This window comes from Methylobacterium sp. GC_Met_2, from assembly GCF_026540795.1.
In the GTDB taxonomy this organism is placed as follows: Bacteria; Pseudomonadota; Alphaproteobacteria; order Rhizobiales; family Beijerinckiaceae; genus Methylobacterium.
Window position 1 is genome coordinate 66,604 of the sequence record NZ_JALNUM010000005.1, and the last position, 16,623, is coordinate 83,226.

Annotated in this window: 20 protein-coding genes, 1 tRNA gene and 1 riboswitch; of the genes, 15 read left to right on the forward strand and 6 right to left on the reverse strand. The window is 67.6% G+C overall.

Annotation, left to right across the window (positions count from 1 at the left end; translation table 11 throughout):
• The first annotated feature begins 231 nt into the window (after nucleotides 1-231).
• From OXS49_RS03455 to OXS49_RS03485, 7 genes are all read left to right on the forward strand, one after another.
• On the forward strand, nucleotides 232-768 hold the full coding sequence (locus tag OXS49_RS03455) for a hypothetical protein (RefSeq protein ID WP_267421828.1): 537 nt from the start codon (nucleotides 232-234) through the stop codon (nucleotides 766-768).
• A complete protein-coding gene (locus OXS49_RS03460) occupies nucleotides 765-983 on the forward strand; it encodes a hypothetical protein (RefSeq protein WP_267421830.1) in 219 nt (72 codons plus the stop codon). The genes OXS49_RS03455 and OXS49_RS03460 overlap by 4 nt, the downstream gene beginning before the upstream one ends.
• Nucleotides 980-1,372, forward strand: coding sequence for a hypothetical protein (locus tag OXS49_RS03465; protein ID WP_267421832.1), 393 nt, complete (start codon nucleotides 980-982; stop codon nucleotides 1,370-1,372). The genes OXS49_RS03460 and OXS49_RS03465 overlap by 4 nt, the downstream gene beginning before the upstream one ends.
• Complete coding sequence (locus tag OXS49_RS03470; protein ID WP_267421833.1) at nucleotides 1,363-1,548, forward strand: hypothetical protein; 186 nt, start codon at nucleotides 1,363-1,365, stop codon at nucleotides 1,546-1,548. Before OXS49_RS03465 ends, OXS49_RS03470 begins: the two co-directional genes overlap by 10 nt.
• 318 nt (nucleotides 1,549-1,866) lie before the next feature.
• On the forward strand, nucleotides 1,867-2,415 hold the full coding sequence (locus tag OXS49_RS03475; protein WP_267421834.1) for a hypothetical protein: 549 nt from the start codon (nucleotides 1,867-1,869) through the stop codon (nucleotides 2,413-2,415).
• Nucleotides 2,416-2,470: 55 nt separating this feature from the next.
• A complete protein-coding gene (locus OXS49_RS03480) occupies nucleotides 2,471-2,671 on the forward strand; it encodes a hypothetical protein (protein WP_346016926.1) in 201 nt (66 codons plus the stop codon).
• On the forward strand, nucleotides 2,661-3,884 hold the full coding sequence (locus tag OXS49_RS03485; protein ID WP_267421837.1) for an integrase: 1,224 nt from the start codon (nucleotides 2,661-2,663) through the stop codon (nucleotides 3,882-3,884). The genes OXS49_RS03480 and OXS49_RS03485 overlap by 11 nt, the downstream gene beginning before the upstream one ends.
• A gap of 87 nt (nucleotides 3,885-3,971) precedes the next feature.
• Here the strand turns inward: OXS49_RS03485 and OXS49_RS03490 are convergent.
• Nucleotides 3,972-4,046, reverse strand: a tRNA-Gly gene (locus OXS49_RS03490).
• A gap of 137 nt (nucleotides 4,047-4,183) precedes the next feature.
• Nucleotides 4,184-4,522 (reverse strand): flagellar protein FlaG, encoded by a 339-nt coding sequence (locus OXS49_RS03495; RefSeq protein WP_244005022.1) that lies wholly within the window; start codon nucleotides 4,520-4,522, stop codon nucleotides 4,184-4,186.
• Between the two features lie 210 nt (nucleotides 4,523-4,732).
• Here OXS49_RS03495 and OXS49_RS03500 point away from each other — a divergent pair, with 210 nt between their 5' ends.
• Nucleotides 4,733-5,269, forward strand: a complete 537-nt coding sequence (locus OXS49_RS03500) for a hypothetical protein (RefSeq protein WP_267421838.1) — start codon at nucleotides 4,733-4,735, stop codon at nucleotides 5,267-5,269.
• A 22-nt stretch (nucleotides 5,270-5,291) separates the two neighbouring features.
• Here OXS49_RS03500 and thiC read toward each other — a convergent pair whose 3' ends face one another.
• Nucleotides 5,292-7,178, reverse strand: a complete 1,887-nt coding sequence (gene thiC, locus OXS49_RS03505; RefSeq protein WP_267421840.1) for a phosphomethylpyrimidine synthase ThiC — start codon at nucleotides 7,176-7,178, stop codon at nucleotides 5,292-5,294.
• A gap of 73 nt (nucleotides 7,179-7,251) precedes the next feature.
• Nucleotides 7,252-7,357: riboswitch (TPP riboswitch) on the reverse strand.
• A 292-nt stretch (nucleotides 7,358-7,649) separates the two neighbouring features.
• Between thiC and OXS49_RS03510 the strand changes: the two genes are divergently transcribed.
• The 3 genes from OXS49_RS03510 (at nucleotide 7,650) to OXS49_RS03520 (ending at nucleotide 9,928) form a co-directional block, all read left to right on the forward strand.
• Nucleotides 7,650-8,351, forward strand: a complete 702-nt coding sequence (locus tag OXS49_RS03510) for an alpha/beta hydrolase (protein ID WP_267421842.1) — start codon at nucleotides 7,650-7,652, stop codon at nucleotides 8,349-8,351.
• 23 nt (nucleotides 8,352-8,374) lie between these two features.
• Entirely contained in the window at nucleotides 8,375-8,749 is a 375-nt protein-coding gene (locus OXS49_RS03515; RefSeq protein ID WP_267421844.1) for a restriction endonuclease, read from the forward strand.
• A gap of 108 nt (nucleotides 8,750-8,857) precedes the next feature.
• Complete coding sequence (locus OXS49_RS03520; RefSeq protein ID WP_267421900.1) at nucleotides 8,858-9,928, forward strand: acyltransferase family protein; 1,071 nt, start codon at nucleotides 8,858-8,860, stop codon at nucleotides 9,926-9,928.
• A gap of 9 nt (nucleotides 9,929-9,937) precedes the next feature.
• Here OXS49_RS03520 and OXS49_RS03525 read toward each other — a convergent pair whose 3' ends face one another.
• Nucleotides 9,938-10,183 carry a pilus assembly protein PilZ gene (locus OXS49_RS03525; protein WP_243924951.1) on the reverse strand — a complete coding sequence of 82 codons (246 nt, stop codon included), beginning with the start codon at nucleotides 10,181-10,183 and terminating at the stop codon, nucleotides 9,938-9,940.
• Nucleotides 10,184-10,297: 114 nt separating this feature from the next.
• Complete coding sequence (locus OXS49_RS03530) at nucleotides 10,298-11,233, reverse strand: hypothetical protein (RefSeq protein WP_267421847.1); 936 nt, start codon at nucleotides 11,231-11,233, stop codon at nucleotides 10,298-10,300.
• A gap of 287 nt (nucleotides 11,234-11,520) precedes the next feature.
• Between OXS49_RS03530 and OXS49_RS03535 the strand changes: the two genes are divergently transcribed.
• Nucleotides 11,521-13,719, forward strand: a complete 2,199-nt coding sequence (locus OXS49_RS03535; RefSeq protein ID WP_267421850.1) for a transglycosylase domain-containing protein — start codon at nucleotides 11,521-11,523, stop codon at nucleotides 13,717-13,719.
• A gap of 39 nt (nucleotides 13,720-13,758) precedes the next feature.
• Here the strand turns inward: OXS49_RS03535 and OXS49_RS03540 are convergent, their stop codons facing one another.
• Nucleotides 13,759-14,598: an aldo/keto reductase gene (locus OXS49_RS03540; protein ID WP_267421853.1), complete on the reverse strand. Its 840-nt coding sequence runs from the start codon at nucleotides 14,596-14,598 to the stop codon at nucleotides 13,759-13,761.
• A 262-nt stretch (nucleotides 14,599-14,860) separates the two neighbouring features.
• Here OXS49_RS03540 and OXS49_RS03545 point away from each other — a divergent pair, with 262 nt between their 5' ends.
• From OXS49_RS03545 to OXS49_RS03555, 3 genes are read left to right on the forward strand one after another with little or no spacing between them, the layout of a single operon-like run.
• A complete protein-coding gene (locus tag OXS49_RS03545) occupies nucleotides 14,861-15,934 on the forward strand; it encodes an adenylate/guanylate cyclase domain-containing protein (protein ID WP_267421854.1) in 1,074 nt (357 codons plus the stop codon).
• Nucleotides 15,934-16,137 (forward strand): hypothetical protein, encoded by a 204-nt coding sequence (locus OXS49_RS03550; RefSeq protein ID WP_244005042.1) that lies wholly within the window; start codon nucleotides 15,934-15,936, stop codon nucleotides 16,135-16,137. The genes OXS49_RS03545 and OXS49_RS03550 overlap by 1 nt, the downstream gene beginning before the upstream one ends.
• Nucleotides 16,134-16,616 (forward strand): YaiI/YqxD family protein, encoded by a 483-nt coding sequence (locus OXS49_RS03555; protein ID WP_244005044.1) that lies wholly within the window; start codon nucleotides 16,134-16,136, stop codon nucleotides 16,614-16,616. Before OXS49_RS03550 ends, OXS49_RS03555 begins: the two co-directional genes overlap by 4 nt.
• The last annotated feature ends 7 nt before the right edge of the window (nucleotides 16,617-16,623 follow it).

Here is a 16,623-nt window from a genome sequence, read left to right on the forward strand (position 1 = left end):
TCAGCGCTCGTTCAAGAAGCCGTCTAATGGCCTCGGGTCTTGATGGCTTCGGATCGGACTGAGCCTCGATCCAAGCGTCGAGCGGGATGAGTAGCGGCGGCGCTACTCGCACCATAATAGGCGTCGCATCCGTTCGAGGGCGGCCGCCCTTGTTCTTGGTTTTTGATATTGACAACGCCATGGGTAGACAATATCAAAAACAGCACGGGCCGCCAAGGTGCTACCAACACCATGACGGCCCTGACCACCAACCGCATTATCAGGATGCTGTTCATGGCTACCCACGCCCATAGCACACGCACGCCCTTATTACCCCCGTCCCGCAGCGCTCCGCCCTTATTAGGCCAGGGGCTCGGCAGGCAGTCGGGCCCCGTCACCCAGGCCATCCGCGCGATGCGGGCGGCTGAGCCGCTGCCGCCCGTCGACGCCGCGATCGAGGCCATCCGCGAGGGGCTGATCCGCTACTTCGTCGAGGAGGATAGCGCCGACCGTCAGCGCGTCCGTGAGCTGCGCCGGCAGATCGCCGACCGGATCGAGGCGGACCTGGCCTTATTAGATGCCCTCGACCCCGACACGGACCTTGAGGACAGCGGAGACGTTGAGCCGAGCCTCTGCGGCCTATCGGTGAGCCGGCCGAGCTACGGTGGCGATGACCGTGAATACGGCGACGACAATGGCATCGCGGATTGGGGTGGTGAAGTCGAACAGAACCAGCGCTTCCAAGCGATGGGCGGTGATCTGAATGCCTACGCGCGGAGGTTCGCATGAGCGATCAGCATCCCGCGTTTAAAACGGTCTACGACATGGAGGAGGGCGTCGCTGACATCGAGCGCTACGGCGACCTGCTGATGGATCTCGGGACGGGTGATCACGACCTGACTCGTGGTGGCGTCTATGTGATCGGCAAGCAGCTCAAGATCCTCGGGCAGGCCGTCGACACGAAGTGGAGGCTGGTGTTCGACCAGCTCAAGGTGCCGCTGTGAGCGCCCCCGCATCCCGCCGGGGCCTGCTCCTCGGCCTCGCCACGCTTCCCCTCACGGGCGGTGCGGCGGTCGCTGGCCCCACCGATTTAGCGCGCGCCTGTCGGTGGGCCGCTGATCATTGGCTTGGCATGCACGGACGGTGCTGCGCCGAAGAATGGGACGACAACAAGCTCGATGCGGAGATGGATTTGTACGATGCCGTCCTTCAACGCGCGCTTGTCGAACCATCGGCCAGTCTCGATGAGGTCGCAGCCAAGGCACAACTCTGCCTCGTCGATTTCGAGGCTCAACTCTTTCCTCTGCTGAAAAGGGCTGAGAACGACGAGCCTGGCGATGGTGACCGCATGGTCCTGACCGTGCTCAAGGAGGTGATCAAGCTATGCGCCTGATCTACTCCTGGCTGGCCTTCGCCAACCTGCGCCTCGCCCTGGCCGAGTACGGCCGGGCCGAACTGTTGGACCGGTATGCCGATGAGGCGCTAGTTCGGGCCCGTGCTCGGGTCGTGGTGGCCGACAGCTTCGGCCAGCGTGCCGGCTTCCAAGAGCGGCTGATGCCGATGCGGTGATTCCGGTTTCGGCCGCTCGCCGGCGAGGGTGTCACCGTCATGGTGATGCCTTCCGCCGAACCGGGAGCGAAAGCATCCACGCCCGCCCGCGTTGCTGCCAGGGGACGGAGCCGGAGCGGGCGTGGAGGTCAGCGACCCATCCCGAGCGCCGACCCGGACGAGATGCAAAGTCCGTGTGATCGCCCCACGCGAACGCCGCTGGCGCATCCAATGCCAGCGCTCGCCCACTGCGAAATGCGATCTGATCAAAATGCTGGATTGCTTTTCAAAAATCTGAGTGGCAGTTTGGTGCCTGTAGCGGACACGCGGATCGGAACCATGGAAGCCTCTCAGATCGAAAGCTGGGCGTTCAGCCGAAGCGATGCGGCTGCGATCACAGGCGTGACCGAAGCGCAGATCGGCAATTTCGTCAGCAAGTACGATCTGTTTCCCGGCCGCCCGAAGGGTCAGGGCTTTCATGTCAGCTTCCGCATTCGCGAGCTTATGAAACTCGCCGCAGCTCAGGCGATGGTCGAATTGGGCCTGCGCCCTGAACAAGCAGCGATCGCGTTGCGCGGGATCCAGGGTCCCTACGGTGCGATGCTCCATATCGATGCGAACCAGTTGGGCCACGCCCCAGGGACCATCGCTTTCACACGGAACTCCGATGGGCGATGGATCGCGGCGGACAGCCTCGACAAGATCGTGAGCATCCAGATTCGCGCGTGGCCGATCTTCGACGATCTCTGGCCGCGAATCCGAGCAAAGGTTCTCGAAGAGGGCAAAGCGGAGCCCGCGCCGTATCCCGGCGACGTCGAGGCGGGCCTCGCCGCCTTCGAAGCCGAGATCGCGAAGATCCGAGCGCAGCGCTGGAACACGGAGGCCTGAGATCGTGCCCCGGCGCCCGCATCAGGATCAGGGACTGTTTCCGTGCGAGGCCGAGGTGGCACGCCGCCTGAGCCAAGACCCGGGACGCTGGGCCGCTACTGCCATCGTGTTGGAGCGTGACGGACTACCGAAGATCGACCCACTCATGGGCGCGCGTTACTGGCCGGCTGTCCAAGCCTATTGGAATCGCCGCTACGGTCTCTCCCGCGTCGAGGCATCCGCCCTCGACGGACAGGAGAACCTCGATGCCCTCTGACCTCAACGCCCCCGGCCTCAAGACAAGGCCGAACCGTGATGGCAGCCGCCGGCTGTACTGGTGTGCACGTGCCGACCTGGTGAAGGCTGGTTACCGTCCCGAGACGGTGCGGTTGCCCTACAGCCTCCATGCCGCAGAAGATCGCGTGCTGATCGAAGCGGCGTGCCTACGCCTTCAGGCCGAGATGCTCGAGTGGTTCTCTGGCCGCGGTCGCAGTGCTGCGGCCTTCGACGGAACGATCCTCGGCCTCTCGCGGCGCTACCAGGTCGACGAGGCGAGCCCGTTCAAGCGGCTCAAGCACAACACCCGGACCAAGGACACCTACACGCTCATCCTGATCGAGAAGGCGTTCGGCACGCGTTCGCTCGCCGCGCTCAAGATCGGCGACTTTTATCGCTGGTACGAGGCGGCCAAGAAGCCGAAGGTCCCGGGCGGCTCGGAGCGAGTGCGCCGCGCCTACGGCATCATCAAGAAGCTGCGCGAGCTGTTCGCCTTCGGCATCATGGCCGAGCTGCCGGAGTGCCGCCGGCTCTACGAGGTGCTGGAGCACGCCCGGTTCGCCCAGCCGGCTCGCCGCCGGATCGCGATGGAGCTCGGGCACGTCGAAGCAGTCGTGGCCAAGGCGATCGAGCTCAACCGGCTATCCTTGGCGCTCGGTACGGCAATCCAGTTCGAGACGGCACTCCGTCAGAAGGACGTGATCGGGGAGTGGGAGCCGATCCCGGCAGGGCAGGGGGCCTCGGGCATCCTGTTGAATGGCCGCCGCTGGGCGAACGGTCTCACATGGTCTGATCTCGCCGCCGACCTCGTGGTGCGCAAGGCCACGACCAAGACGGGAGCCTTCGCGGCGCATGATCTCAAGCTGTGCCCGCTGGTGCTGGCGTTGCTGGAGCGCGTGCCCGCCGATCGGCGCGTCGGACCACTCATCCTCGATGAGATCGCAGGCCGGCCCTACGCCGAGTCAGCATACGGACGCGAATGGCGGATCGTGGCGCGTGCGGCCGGCGTCCCGGACCATGTCTGGAACATGGACGCTCGGGCCGGGGCGATCACGGAAGCCGAGGATGCGGGGGCCGACCTCGACCACATCCGGTCGGCCGCAGCCCACACACAGGTTTCGACGACGCAGCGCTACTCGCGCGGCGCGGTCGGTAAGTCGCGGGCGGTGGCGGAGCTGAGGCTCGCCCATCGGGCCGCGAAGAACGGGGCCTGAACAGCCCATAGGGAACGCGACGGGGAACGTGGGGAACGCGAGATCAGCGGCAGACTGTCAGAAAGGCTGATGCTTCAGCGAGTTAGTTGGAGCGGGCGATCGGGATCGAACCGACGACATTCAGCTTGGGAAGCTGACGTTCTACCACTGAACTACGCCCGCCCACATAAACGGCGTCCGAAACGGCAAAAGCGGAGTAACCGCTCAGCCCGAACCCGAAGCGTTCATGCTTGGGCATGATCTAGCAGCCGGACCGCGACGGCGTCAAACGGATCGTCCGCAGCATGCGGTCTCGGAATTCAGGCGACCCGCGATACGCCACCGGCCGGCAGTTTGTGCGTCTCGCGGGCCGAATCGTAGGCGCGGTTCCGCAGCGCGGTCTCGCTGGGCAGCTGATCGATCACGGTGCCGGACGTGGTGTCCACCACCTGGAAGACGATGGCGCTGGTATCGAGATCCTTGATGTACCGCGCCTTGCCGTTGGTGGCGGTGATGTCGAGCTTCACCGCAGGCTCCAATGTGGTGGAGCTCGCAGGCGATTCGGACGGCTGCTGCGCTTCGGCGGGGGCGGCTGTCGCGCCGAGGGCATCGAGGCCCTGCGGTCCCGGCGGCGGGGCCGCGAGCGGGCGGATCTCCATGGCTGCTCTCCTGCAATCCTGTGATCGGAGGATTCAGCCGCCTCATGGCCTAAGCGTTCCTTAACGCTGGTCGGTCATCCACCGGGCGCCGAATGGCGATCCGGCATGCACTGAACATTCCGTTACCGCACCGACACAAATTCGTGCTGATTTCGGCTGCTGCAGGGGCCGGAGCATCCCACCCGCAAGCGTCCGCGGAAGGAAGTCTGGATGCACTGGGCCTGCGCCGTTCTGATGATCACCGTCACGTCGCCGCTCGCCGCGGCGGACTTGAGCGATACGGCGGCGTCTCGGACGCGTTTCATCGCGCGGCATCGGTGTGCGATCGTGGAGCACCTCGAGATCATGCATCAGCGTGGCCCGATCGAAGAATCGCGGGACCGCTTCATCATCGTGGCGTTGCGCGGCGCGCCGCAGCGCTACGTCCAGTGCATCTTCCAGGATCGCGACACGCGGATGTTCTGCGAGGCCTCGTCCGGCGCCTACGGCCCAACCGGCGAAGGGCGGCTGCAGCTCGGCCCGCCCGAGCGGGCGGCTCTGAACGCGCTCGGCTACGTCCAGGCGAGCCCAAGCAAGAACTCCGCTCGCGACGTCGTAATCGGAGACCCGCCGGATGTCACCATCGCGGCGGATCTGATGCTCGCGGCCTTGCACGACGGCTACGGTGCCGGCCCCGGGTCCGTCATCGAGATTCAAGCTCCCTCCGGCGACGATCCGGTCGTCGCCTGTGGCACGCCCGCATCCTGAACGGACCGGGCGTGCCGTCGCCTCACTCGGCGGCGTCGACGTAGAGCTTCCCGCCTTCGGCCAGGAATTCCTGCGATTTCGCCTTCATACCAGCTTCGGCCTCCGCCTTGGTCATCGCGGGTGCCGCGCCCACGACCTCGCCGGCCTCCTCTATCGCCAGAACTTCGGCGCGCAGATCCTGCGTGATCTTCATCGAGCAGAATTTCGGCCCGCACATCGAGCAGAAATGCGCGACCTTGTGGGCGTCCTTGGGCAGGGTCTCGTCGTGGTAGCGGCGGGCCGTATCCGGATCGAGGCCCAGGTTGAACTGGTCCTCCCAGCGGAAGTCGAACCGGGCACGGCTGAGCGCATCGTCGCGCAACTGCGCGGCCGGGTGGCCCTTGGCGAGGTCGGCGGCGTGGGCGGCGATCTTGTAGGTGATCACGCCGGTCTTCACGTCGTCCCGGTCGGGCAGGCCGAGATGCTCTTTCGGGGTGACGTAGCAGAGCATCGCGGTGCCGAACCAGCCGATCATCGCGGCGCCGATGCCGGAGGTGATGTGGTCGTACCCGGGGGCGATGTCGGTGGTCAGCGGGCCGAGGGTGTAGAACGGCGCCTCGCCGCACTCCTTCAGCTGCTTCTCCATGTTGACCTTGATCTTGTGCATCGGCACGTGGCCGGGGCCCTCGATCATCACCTGGCAGCCCTTGTCCCAGGCGATCTTGGTCAGTTCGCCCAGGGTCTCGAGCTCGCCGAACTGCGCGGCATCGTTGGCGTCGGCAATCGAACCGGGGCGCAGGCCGTCGCCCAGGGAGAACGACACGTCGTAGGCCCGCATGATGTCGCAGATCTCGTCGAACCGCTCGTAGAGGAACGATTCCCGGTGCCCGGCGAGGCACCAACGGGCCATGATCGAGCCACCGCGCGAGACGATGCCGGTGACCCGCCGGGCGGTCAGCGGCACGTGGGCGAGGCGCACGCCGGCATGGATGGTGAAGTAGTCGATGCCCTGCTCGGCCTGCTCGATCAGGGTATCCTTGAACACCTCCCAGTCGAGCTTGAGCGGGTCGCCGCCGACCTTTTCCAGCGCCTGATAGATCGGCACCGTGCCGATCGGGACTGGGCTGTTGCGGATGATCCACGAGCGGATGTTGTGGATGTTGCGACCGGTCGACAGGTCCATGACCGTGTCGGCGCCCCAGCGGATCGACCAAACCAGCTTCTCGACCTCTTCGGCAGCCGACGACGTCACAGCCGAGTTGCCGATATTGGCGTTGATTTTGACCAGAAAATTCCGGCCGATCGCCATCGGCTCCAGCTCGGTGTGGTTGATGTTGGCCGGGATGATCGCGCGGCCCCGGGCGATCTCGTCGCGGACGAATTCGGGGGTGATGAAGGGCGGTACCGAAGCGCCGAAGCTCTGGCCGTCGGCGAGCGTAGCCTCGGCGCCCTCCAGCATCTGCTCGCGGCAGGCGTTCTCGCGGTGGGCGACGTAGATCATCTCCTCGGTGATGATCCCGGCGCGGGCGAACTCGTACTGCGTCACCTTTTGGCCGGGCGCCGCCTTGCGGATGGTCCGCTCGGCGGGGCAGGGGGCCACGAGCTTGTCGCCGGCAAAACCGTTATCCTCTGGCTTGACCGCCCGGGGCTCGACCGCCGTGTAGCCGCGGGCCGCGATCCAGGGCTCGCGCACGCCGGTCAGGCCGGCGCTGAGGTCGATGCGCGCGTCGGTCTCGGTGTAGGGGCCCGACGGGTCGTAGACCCGCACCGGTGCTTCCTTCGGGTCGGAGAGGGCGATCTCGCGATAGGGCACGCGGATGTCCGACCGGCCGACCGGGCTCGCATAGACCTTCCGCGATCCGGTGACCGGACCGGTGGTCACGGCCTCGGGGTTGCCTGTCACGTCCTTGGGGCGAACGGGTGCGTTCATCGTGGGCCTCTCCTCGCTTCGGAGCGGTCCGGTCCACGCGATGGGTGAGATGAGAGAGCCGGCCGCGAGGCGCGCAGCCGCAGGTTCCCGTCCCTCCGCCGGTATGAGCCGGATCAGGTTCAAGGGTCAGGGCCGGATGCCCAATCTCAGCCCCCTGCGGGGCTCCCCTCGGAACGATTCAAGACTCACGGTTGCCGGTGCCTTTGTCAATGCTGCGTAAAACGTCCGAACGACATCCGCTCCGGATGGTCTGGCGGCGTTCCAAGCGGCCCTGATTGCAACGGCGTCCGGAGCGGGCCTAGGAGAGGGCTCCCACGCCGACCACTTCGCCACCCGACGATTCGAATGCGCCTTCTCGCCGGTCTCGCGCTCACCGTAATCCTGCTCTGCGGCCTGGCGCTCGCCGCGCTCGCCCTGGGACAACGCCGCTTTCTCTAACCGGGCGCCTATCATCCACCGCCCCTCGCGCCGGTGCCGCCGGAGGTCGCGCCGATCACGTTCGCCACCGGCGACGGGGAAACCCTTCACGCCCTCTGGCGCGCGCCGCGGCCGGGTTGCGGCATCGTGGTCAGCTTTCACGGCAACGGTGGCCGCCCGGAACCGCATGCGGCGCGCTTCTCCGCAGACCCTTGGCGCGCAGCCGGCTGGGGCGTGCTGACGCCGGCCTATCGCGGTTATCCGGGTTCGACCGGCCATCCCAGCGAAGATGGCCTGATCCGCGACGGTCTGGCCGCGGTGGCGGAGGCGGCGGCGCGGGCGCCGGGTGCGCCGATCCTGCTGCACGGCCATTCCCTCGGGGCGGCCATCGCGGTCGCGGTCGCCGAGCGTTATTCCGCGATCGGGCTCTACCTTGAAGCGCCGTTCGACTCGATGACCCACACGGTGCGGCTGCATGCCCCGCTGGCACCCGCCTGGCTCCTGCGCGACACCTACCGCTCGGATCTGCGCATCCGCTCCGGGACGGCGCCGGTCCTGATCGTCCAGGGCCGCGACGATCCGGTGGTGCCGGCCAAGCTCGCCTTGGCGCTCGCCGCCGCGGCCGGACCCCGGGCGCGGATCGAGCTGGTACCGGGCGATCACGTCTCCATCCTGGGCCTCCGGGATCGCGAAGCGGAGGCAACGTTCGGCGCGCGTGTCGGCCGGGGCTGCGCGGCGGCCGAGATGGCGGGGTAGTGGACGGTTGAAGGAGGGCGTGCGTGGTTGGACGGCGGTCCCGGCGCTGGAGTGCCGATGATCCCGAGCAGCCGGGCGTCGCCGCGCGGGTCGATCCGGTCTGCCCGCTGTGCGAGCGTCCGATCCCACCCCGCGCCCGCTCCAGCCTCCATCATCTGACGCCCAAGCTGAAGGGTGGAACCCATCGTGGCACCGTCCGGCTGCACCAGATCTGTCACTCGGCGATCCACGCCCGCTACAGCGAGGCCGAGATCGCCAACCGACTCGCCGAGGTTGATGCGCTGCGCACCGATCCGGAGATCGCCCGATTTCTCGCCTGGGTCCGTGGCAAGCCCGATGATTTTCACGCCGCCACGCGCATGACCCGCGACCGGCGGACCTCGCGACGCAAGGTCTGAGCGGCGAATATTTACGAAGTCTTGGCCACGTCGGTAGAACGATCGCGTCTCGAATCTTGCCGTCAACCACATGGGGTCCAGGATCATCCCTGTATCGGGGATGCGATGATGGCCGGAGCAGCGGACGCACGGGATCGACTGGCCTGGGTCGATATCGCGAAGGGGATCTGCATCCTCCTGGTCGTGATGATGCATGCCGTGACGGGCACTGGCGACGCCATGGGCGGCGAAGGTTTCCTCCACCCGGTCGTCGCCTTCGCGAAGCCGTTCCGGATCCCGGACTTCTTCCTGCTGTCGGGTCTGTTCATGGGGCGGGTGATCGACCGCGACTGGCGCCTGTTCTCCGACCGGCGCGTGGTCCACTTCGCCTATTTCTACCTGCTGTGGCTCGTGATCCAGTCGGCGGCCCGATACGGAAAGATCGTCGGCGATGGCGGCCCCGCGGACTTCGCAGCCCATCTCGCGCACGCCCTGATCGAGCCCTATTCCAGCCTGTGGTTCATCTATCTGCTGGCTGTGTTTTCTGTGGTCACCAAGGTGCTGCGCCGCCTGCCGGGCGGTATGTTGCTGGCTGTGGCCGCGCTGTTGCAGATCGCCGATATCCGCAACGACTCGACCCTGATCGAGGAGTTCTGCGCCCGTTACGTCTACTTCGTGGCCGGATACCTGTTCGCCGACCGGATCTTCACCCTGGCCGATACGGCGCGTCGCCATGTCGGGCCGGTGCTCGGCGGACTTGCCGTCTGGGCCGCTCTAGACGCTTGGCTTGCCATGACACCCACGAGCGATCCCGCCCATCCGACGATGACGAGCCTGCCCCTGGTGAGCCTCGCCGTCGGCGCCGCCGGAGCCTTGGCGATCGTGGTGGCGGCCGCCCTGATCGGCCGGGCGGGTGGCCCCCTGGCGGACGCGATACGCGTCTGCGGCCGGCGCTCGATCGTCATCTACCTCGCGTTTTCGCTGCCGATGGCCGCGACCCGGGAGATCCTCGTGCGCACCGGAATCATCGCGGATATCGGTGCCGTGAGCCTGTTCGTGATGGTGGCCGCGGTGCTGCTGCCGCTCGCCCTGGAACGGCTCGTGCGCGGCACGCCACTGAAGATCCTGTTCGTCCGGCCCGCACGGTTCCACTTGGCGCCCCCCCGCAGGTCGGCGCGTCCGGCCCTGCAGGCGACCTGACGAGCCGCTTCAGCCCTCGAACGCGATGCCGATCCGGCGGCTTCGCCGCCACGCGACCGTAACCGGACGCGGATCGCCGTCGGCGGTCAGGCGCAGCGGGAAACGATCCGGCACCGGCTGATCGTTCTCCACCTCGATCTGGGCGCCCGTCTCGGTCGCGTCCCAGACCAGGCAACTGACCTCGCCGTGTGCGAGGAGCAGGGAGCCGAACGTGAAGGCGTTCCTGCGGAACGTGCCGCGCCGGTCCTCCGTCATGAGACTCTCCCTCGGCCGCACCCGCCCGCCGAACCGGACCTGAATGCCCGAAACCATGGCGGATCGCCGTTAACAGGCTGAATACGGCGGGAGGGCGTGGCTATCGGGGGAAGATCAATCGTCGTCCCGGTAGTCCCGGTAGTCCCGGTACTGCCGCGGCGCGGGCCGGTCGTAATCCTCGTCGTAAGGGCGCCGCATCGGCGTGCGGTCATAATCGCGGTCGTAGCCGCGATCGTCGCGGTCATCGTCGCGGCGGCGGTCATAGCCCTCGTACCGGGGGCGGTCGTTCGATCCGCCCGCATTGATACGCGGCGCGTACCAGCAGCTCTTCGGCTGGCCCGGGGCGGGATCCCCGAAGGTTTGAGCGTTACAGGCGATCACACCGCCCTGTGGGAACGGCCGACCGTTGGTGCGGCCGGGAACACCGAAATAGACGTTGGTGGGATAGGGCATCCGGCAGACACCCCCCTCCTGCGCGCACGCAATCAGGTTCACCGTGTCGAGCTGATAGGCTTGGGCCGCGGAGAGCGCGAGCAGACCCATCCCCAGCGAGCCGGCCGCGATGGCCGAGGCAATCCGAATCTTCACGTCCACGATTCCCCCGTGATGCGTCATGCCGGGCCGATTAATTCGGATGGCGGCTTCCGGCCAGCGGTCGTGCTCGCTATGGCGTCGGCTCACGATGTTGATGGCGTGGGGACGGGTCGCATCGGTCGGCGGCGGACCGCGACGCATCGGGAGGACTGAGTGAAAGATTCGTCCGCGCACGAGCTTCTTCTGCTCAGCGCCTTGCAGGAATGCCGAATCGCGCTGGCGGTCGCGCGCCAGGACGAGGCGGCGCGCACGGTCGTCCGCGGCGAACTCGAGGCCGCGCTCCGGCGCGAGGAGGCCCTGAAGACCGAGATCGTCCTCGAGCGCGAGCGCACCGAAGCCGTCCGCCTCGTGCTTCAGGCGCTGCTGATGAGCCTCCGGCGCTTCGGTCTGCGTCGACGCCTGTTCCTGGCACGCGTCGCTCGGCTCGGTCGGGAGACGCCGGATTCCGGTCCGCAATCAGCCCGTCACCCGGTGCTGCTTGCCGAGGCGCGGCGGGTGATGGGTGCCGGGCAACCTTCCGACCCGGCGCCCGGGGCGTAGAGGTTGATGCGGTCTTAACGGATTGGCGAGCCTTCTCGTCCAGCATCACCGCGATGCGGTCACAAACGGATTCGACAAGGCGGACGCGCGGCTGCCGCGTCCTGTCCTGTGTCGGGGCGGATGCCGCAGACTGAGGCGCGCGACAACCGTGCGGCGTCGCCTCTGAGGGGCGCGCCGGTCCGGATCAATCGAAGACGGGATGCATGGCCAAGGGGCAAGGCAACGGTCCAGGCAAGGGGCGCGGCAGAGTTGAGCCGAACTTCGATGTGCCGGAGGGGCGCGCGCGGGATCGTGGCGACCTCGACCTGCGCCTGTCCCGTGACGATCGTTCTGGATCAGGAGAGGGCGTGGCGAATCGAGTGGGTGGGCCGGCACGCAAGCCGGCCAAGGCGTCGGCACGGTCGGCGAGCGCGGGCCGGAAGCGGCGTCGCCGTTCGTGGCTCGGCCGGATCGTCTACGGCACAGTGGTGCTCGGCCTCTGGGCCGTCATCGGGCTCGCTGGGCTCATCGCCTACCATGCCTCCCAGCTCCCGCCGATCGACCAGCTCGCGGTCCCGAAGCGCCCGCCCAATATCGCGATCCTGGCGAGCGACGGCACATTGCTCGCCAACCGCGGCGAGACCGGCGGCCGGGTGGTCTCGATCAAGGAATTGCCGCCCTATCTGCCCCGCGCCTTCGTGGCGATCGAGGACCGACGCTTCTACCAGCATTTCGGTGTCGATCCGGTCGGCATCCTGCGCGCGGTCGGCCAGAACGTGACTCGGCGCGGCGTTGCGCAGGGCGGCTCGACGCTCACCCAGCAGCTCGCCAAGAACCTTTTCCTGACGCCCGAGCGCTCGGCCTCGCGCAAGATCCAAGAGGCGATCCTCGCGCTCTGGCTGGAGCACAAGTACACGAAGGACGAGATCCTCGAACTCTACCTGAACCGCGTCTATTTCGGCGCCGGCGCCTACGGCGTCGAGGCGGCGGCGCAACGCTATTTCGGCAAGCCCGCCAAGGAGGTATCGCTCGCCCAGGCCGCCATGCTCGGCGGCCTCGTCCAGGCGCCGTCGCGGCTCGCCCCGAACCGCAACCTGCCGGCCGCGCAGGCCCGCGCCGCGCAGGTGCTCGCCGCCATGCAGGATCTCGGCTTCGCGACCGCGCAGGACGTGAAGGTGGCGCTCGCCCAGCCGGCTAAGCCCGCCAACGCCCGCGGCGGCGGCTCGGCCAACTACGTCGCCGACCTCGTGATGGACGTACTCGACGATTACGTCGGCAAGTTCGAAACCGACATCACGGTCCAGACGACGGTCGATACCGCCCTCCAGGCCACCGCCGAGCGGACCCTGACCGAGGAGCTGAATGCCAAGGGCGCGCGCTTCAACGTCGGCCAGGGTGCACTCGTCTCGATGCGCCCCGATGGGGCGATCCGCGCGCTGATCGGCGGGCGTGACTACGCGCAGAGCCAGTTCAACCGCGCTACCACGGCCAAGCGCCAGCCCGGCTCCTCGTTCAAGCCATTCGTGTACCTGACCGCCGTGGAGCACGGCGCCACCCCCGACACGGTGCGCGACGACGCGCCGATCCGCATCGGCACCTGGGCGCCGGAGAACTATTCGCACCGCTACGAGGGGCCGGTCACCCTGCGCACGGCGCTCGCCCATTCCCTCAACACCGTGGCGGTGCGCCTCGGCCAGGAGGTCGGCCCGAAGGCGGTGGTGCAGACCGCGCAACGCCTCGGCATCACCTCGCCGCTCCAGGCCAACGGCTCGATCGCGCTCGGCACCTCCGAAGTGACGCTGCTGGAGATGGTCGGCGCCTACGGGGCCTTCGCCAATGGCGGCACCGGCGTGATCCCCTACGTGGTCACGGCCGTGAAGGGGCAGGACGGCAAGGTGCTCTACAAGCGGGCCGAGAACGGGCTCGGCCGGGTGATCAGCGCCGATGCCGACGGCATGATGAACGCCATGATGCACGAGACCTTCGTCAGCGGCACCGCCAAGAAGGCCGACATTCCGGGCTGGGACCTCGCGGGCAAGACGGGCACCACCCAGGATTACCGGGATGCGTGGTTCATCGGCTACTCGGGCAGCTTGGTGACCGGGGTCTGGCTCGGCAACGACGATGGCGAGCTGACCAAGAAGGTGACGGGCGGCAACCTGCCGGCGGAGGTCTGGAAGGGCTACATGACCCAGGCGCTGAAGGGTCAGAACCCGGTTCCGCTCCCCAACATGAACCGCTGGCGCAGGGCACCGGAGACGACGGCCTCCGTGGCCAGCGCCGGCCAGGAGGCGCCGGGCGGCGTCCTTGGCCAGATCTTCGGCGATCCGCAGGCGCCTTCATCCCGCCCGGCCGCCGCGGCCCGGCGGGCGCCGAAGGACGATCGCAACTTCATCGAGAAGCTGTTCGGCATCGGCGACTGAGCACAGACGAGAGGGCATCGCACGCCGGCTCGTCGATGCTCAGAGCATCGGCAGCATCCGGGGGCGCGGGCCGCGCGGGAAATGCGCGTCGATCATGGCGATCTCGGCGGATCCGAGATGCAGCTCAGCCGCGCCGGCATTCTCCACCGCGCGGCTCGGGCGCCCGGTCTTCGGGATCGTGAAGGTCAGGGGCATCCGGGTCAGGAAGGCGAGGGCGACCGCATGCGGGGTCGTGCCGTGCGCCTCGGCAATTCCCGCCAGCACCCGGCCGCCGGTGCTAGCCGGATCCGGGAACTCGCCGCTGCCGAACGGCGAGTAGCCGACCATCGCGACGCCGTGCTTCTCGCACCAGGGCAGAACGGCGTGTTCGATCGCCCGCTCGTTGAGATGGTAGAGCACTTGGTTGCAGGCGATGCGGTCCGGGCCGGCAATCGCCAGGGCACGATCGAGATCCTCGATGTCGAAGTTGCTGACGCCCCACGACAGGATCTTCCCGGCCCGGCGCAGATCCTCGAACCCCGCGATGGTTTCCTCCAGGGGGTGCTGGCCGGGCCAGTGCAGCAGGTAGCTGTCGAGCCGGTCGGTCCGCAATCGCCGCAGCGACTCCTCGCAGGCGCGCACGACACCGCGGCGGGTCGCGTTTCCAGGCACGACCTTCGACACGAGGAAGACCTCCTCCCGGCAATCGGCGGTCGCCTCGGCGACGATCGCCTCCGCGTCGCCGTACATCTCGGCCGTGTCGATATGGGTCATGCCGGCATCGATCCCGGCCCGAAGCGCGGCGATCGCATCGCCGCGGTCCGACCGGTCGATGTGCCACGTTCCCTGGCCGATCACCGAGACCGGGACGCGGGCTGCACCAAAGCTCCTGGCCTGCATGGCGTCGTTCCCTTCCCTGTCTTGGCGCTTTTCCGACAGCGACCCCGGCGATGGGCACCGGCGCCGCGACCCTGCCGTTCCACGCCTTACTCGCGCCATCATGGATTGTTGAGCAAGGCAGGGCGCATAAAGACGGCGCTGCACTTCAGGCCATGGCCTGCTGTCATGCTGCGCGGGCTCGCCGTGCCTGCGCTATAGGGTCAAACCCGTGAAACCCGGTCCGGTGCGCGGTCGCTCGGTTGGCCATGCTGGAGTTGCGCCGATGCTGCCCGCTCACCGCATGTTCTGGGTCCTGATCCTGCTGGCGGCGGCCGGCGCCGGGCTCCTCTACAACATCATCTTCGTGGCGGGCGCGTCCCCGCTTGCAGGATTCACGTATGGCCTCTGCATGGGCGCGACGGTGCTGGCCTTCGACCGCGGCCTGATCCTGGCGGGCCTGCAGGCGCGGATCCGCCGTTTTCCGGCTTGGCTCTACGTAGTTGCGGCCGAACTTGCCTACGTGCTGATGATCATGGCTGGCAACGCGCTCGGTGGCCTGCTGGTCTGGGCGTTTGCGCTGACGACCGACGACCTCACCTCGGCCACACGCATGACCGCCCGGGTGCTCGCCTATGCCCTGGCCGTGTCCGGCCTCCTCGTCTTCGTGATCCGAATGCGCGACCTGATCGGCGGCGAAGTGTTCGTGAACTTCATGATCGGCCGCTATCACAAGCCGGTGGCGGAGGAGCGGGTGTTCCTGTTCCTCGACGTGGTCGGCTCGACCGCCTTCGCGGAGGCGCACGGCGACCTCCGAGCCCAGGAATATCTCGGCGCCGTCTTCGCGACGTTGGCCGAGCCGGTGCGCCGCAACGGCGGCTCCGTCGATGATTATGTCGGGGATCTGGCCATCATCACTTGGCCGATCGCCCGGGGCCTGAAGGATGCGCGCTGCGTGACGTGCCTGTTCGACGTCCTCGACCGGATCGAGGCGGATGCAGAGGCCTGGACGGCCCGGTTCGGAACGGTGCCGCGCCTTCGGGCGGCCCTGCACGGCGGTTCGGTCGTCACGGCCGAAGTCGGAGTCGACCGACACAAGATCGCGTATTTCGGCGATGCCGTGAACGTTACCTCGCGGATCGAAGCCCTATGCCGTCCGCTCGGGGTCGGCATTCTGATCTCGCAGGATCTCCTGGACCGGCTGACGCGGCTTCCGGATGGCGTTCGCGCCCGCTCGCTGGGTGCCCACGCGTTGCGAGGGCGCGGCGCTCCGCTCGCGGTCGCTACGCTCGAGCGCGGTCACGGCGATATGCTGCCCATCACGGATCTGGAACCCCGTCGCGTGGCGGCAGCCCGCTGATGCCCCGCACGGAGGCACCCCGAGCCGCCATCCTGACGACCGCGAAGATGGGACTTCGCTTCGGCTTGCCGCTGCTCGGCCTGCTGGTTTTCGGACACGCCATCCTGATCTCGGTGGGCGGCGATATCGAGCACTGGCAATTCGCCCTGGGGGTGCTCCTGATCGTGGCGGGCTTCACGTCGAAGCTCGTGCCGCGACCGTGAGCGCCGATACGGCGGGGCCGCCGATCTACCTCGATGCCGATGCCTGCCCGGTCAAGGACGAGACCTACCGGGTGGCGGCCCGCTACGGGCTCACCGTCCACGTGGTCGCAAACAGCATCCTGAATTTGCCGCACGAACCCTGGATCGTGCGCGTCGTGGTCGGCTCTGCCCTCGACGCTGCCGATGACTGGATCGCCGAGCGTGCCGGCCCTGGAAGCATCGTCCTCACAGCCGACGTGCCGCTCGCCGCACGGTGCGTCAAAACCGGCGCGACGGTGCTGGCCTTTACCGGCAAGCCGTTCAGCGAGTCGTCGATCGGCATGGCGCTCGCGACCCGCGACCTGATGCAGTCCCTGCGAGAGGCCGGGACGATCACCGGCGGTCCGAAACCATTCTCGCGCGCCGACAGGTCGGCCTTCCTGTCGGCTCTTGATCGCGCGGTGAACCGGATTCTCCGCGAGCGCCCCCGCGACGCGTGAGGCGCGG

What these genes read in the sequence shown, in the direction of transcription:
- OXS49_RS03455 (WP_267421828.1), top strand. Translation starts at nt 232, where the DNA reads ATGACGGCCCTGACCACCAACCGCATTATCAGGATGCTGTTCATGGCT.
- OXS49_RS03460 (WP_267421830.1), top strand. Translation starts at nt 765, where the DNA reads ATGAGCGATCAGCATCCCGCGTTTAAAACGGTCTACGACATGGAGGAG.
- OXS49_RS03470 (WP_267421833.1), top strand. Translation starts at nt 1,363, where the DNA reads ATGCGCCTGATCTACTCCTGGCTGGCCTTCGCCAACCTGCGCCTCGCC.
- OXS49_RS03475 (WP_267421834.1), top strand. Translation starts at nt 1,867, where the DNA reads ATGGAAGCCTCTCAGATCGAAAGCTGGGCGTTCAGCCGAAGCGATGCG.
- OXS49_RS03485 (WP_267421837.1), top strand. Translation starts at nt 2,661, where the DNA reads ATGCCCTCTGACCTCAACGCCCCCGGCCTCAAGACAAGGCCGAACCGT.
- OXS49_RS03495 (WP_244005022.1), bottom strand. Translation starts at nt 4,522, where the DNA reads ATGGAGATCCGCCCGCTCGCGGCCCCGCCGCCGGGACCGCAGGGCCTC.
- OXS49_RS03500 (WP_267421838.1), top strand. Translation starts at nt 4,733, where the DNA reads ATGCACTGGGCCTGCGCCGTTCTGATGATCACCGTCACGTCGCCGCTC.
- thiC (WP_267421840.1), bottom strand. Translation starts at nt 7,178, where the DNA reads ATGAACGCACCCGTTCGCCCCAAGGACGTGACAGGCAACCCCGAGGCC.
- OXS49_RS03520 (WP_267421900.1), top strand. Translation starts at nt 8,858, where the DNA reads ATGGCCGGAGCAGCGGACGCACGGGATCGACTGGCCTGGGTCGATATC.
- OXS49_RS03525 (WP_243924951.1), bottom strand. Translation starts at nt 10,183, where the DNA reads ATGACGGAGGACCGGCGCGGCACGTTCCGCAGGAACGCCTTCACGTTC.
- OXS49_RS03535 (WP_267421850.1), top strand. Translation starts at nt 11,521, where the DNA reads ATGGCCAAGGGGCAAGGCAACGGTCCAGGCAAGGGGCGCGGCAGAGTT.
- OXS49_RS03540 (WP_267421853.1), bottom strand. Translation starts at nt 14,598, where the DNA reads ATGCAGGCCAGGAGCTTTGGTGCAGCCCGCGTCCCGGTCTCGGTGATC.
- OXS49_RS03545 (WP_267421854.1), top strand. Translation starts at nt 14,861, where the DNA reads ATGCTGCCCGCTCACCGCATGTTCTGGGTCCTGATCCTGCTGGCGGCG.
- OXS49_RS03550 (WP_244005042.1), top strand. Translation starts at nt 15,934, where the DNA reads ATGCCCCGCACGGAGGCACCCCGAGCCGCCATCCTGACGACCGCGAAG.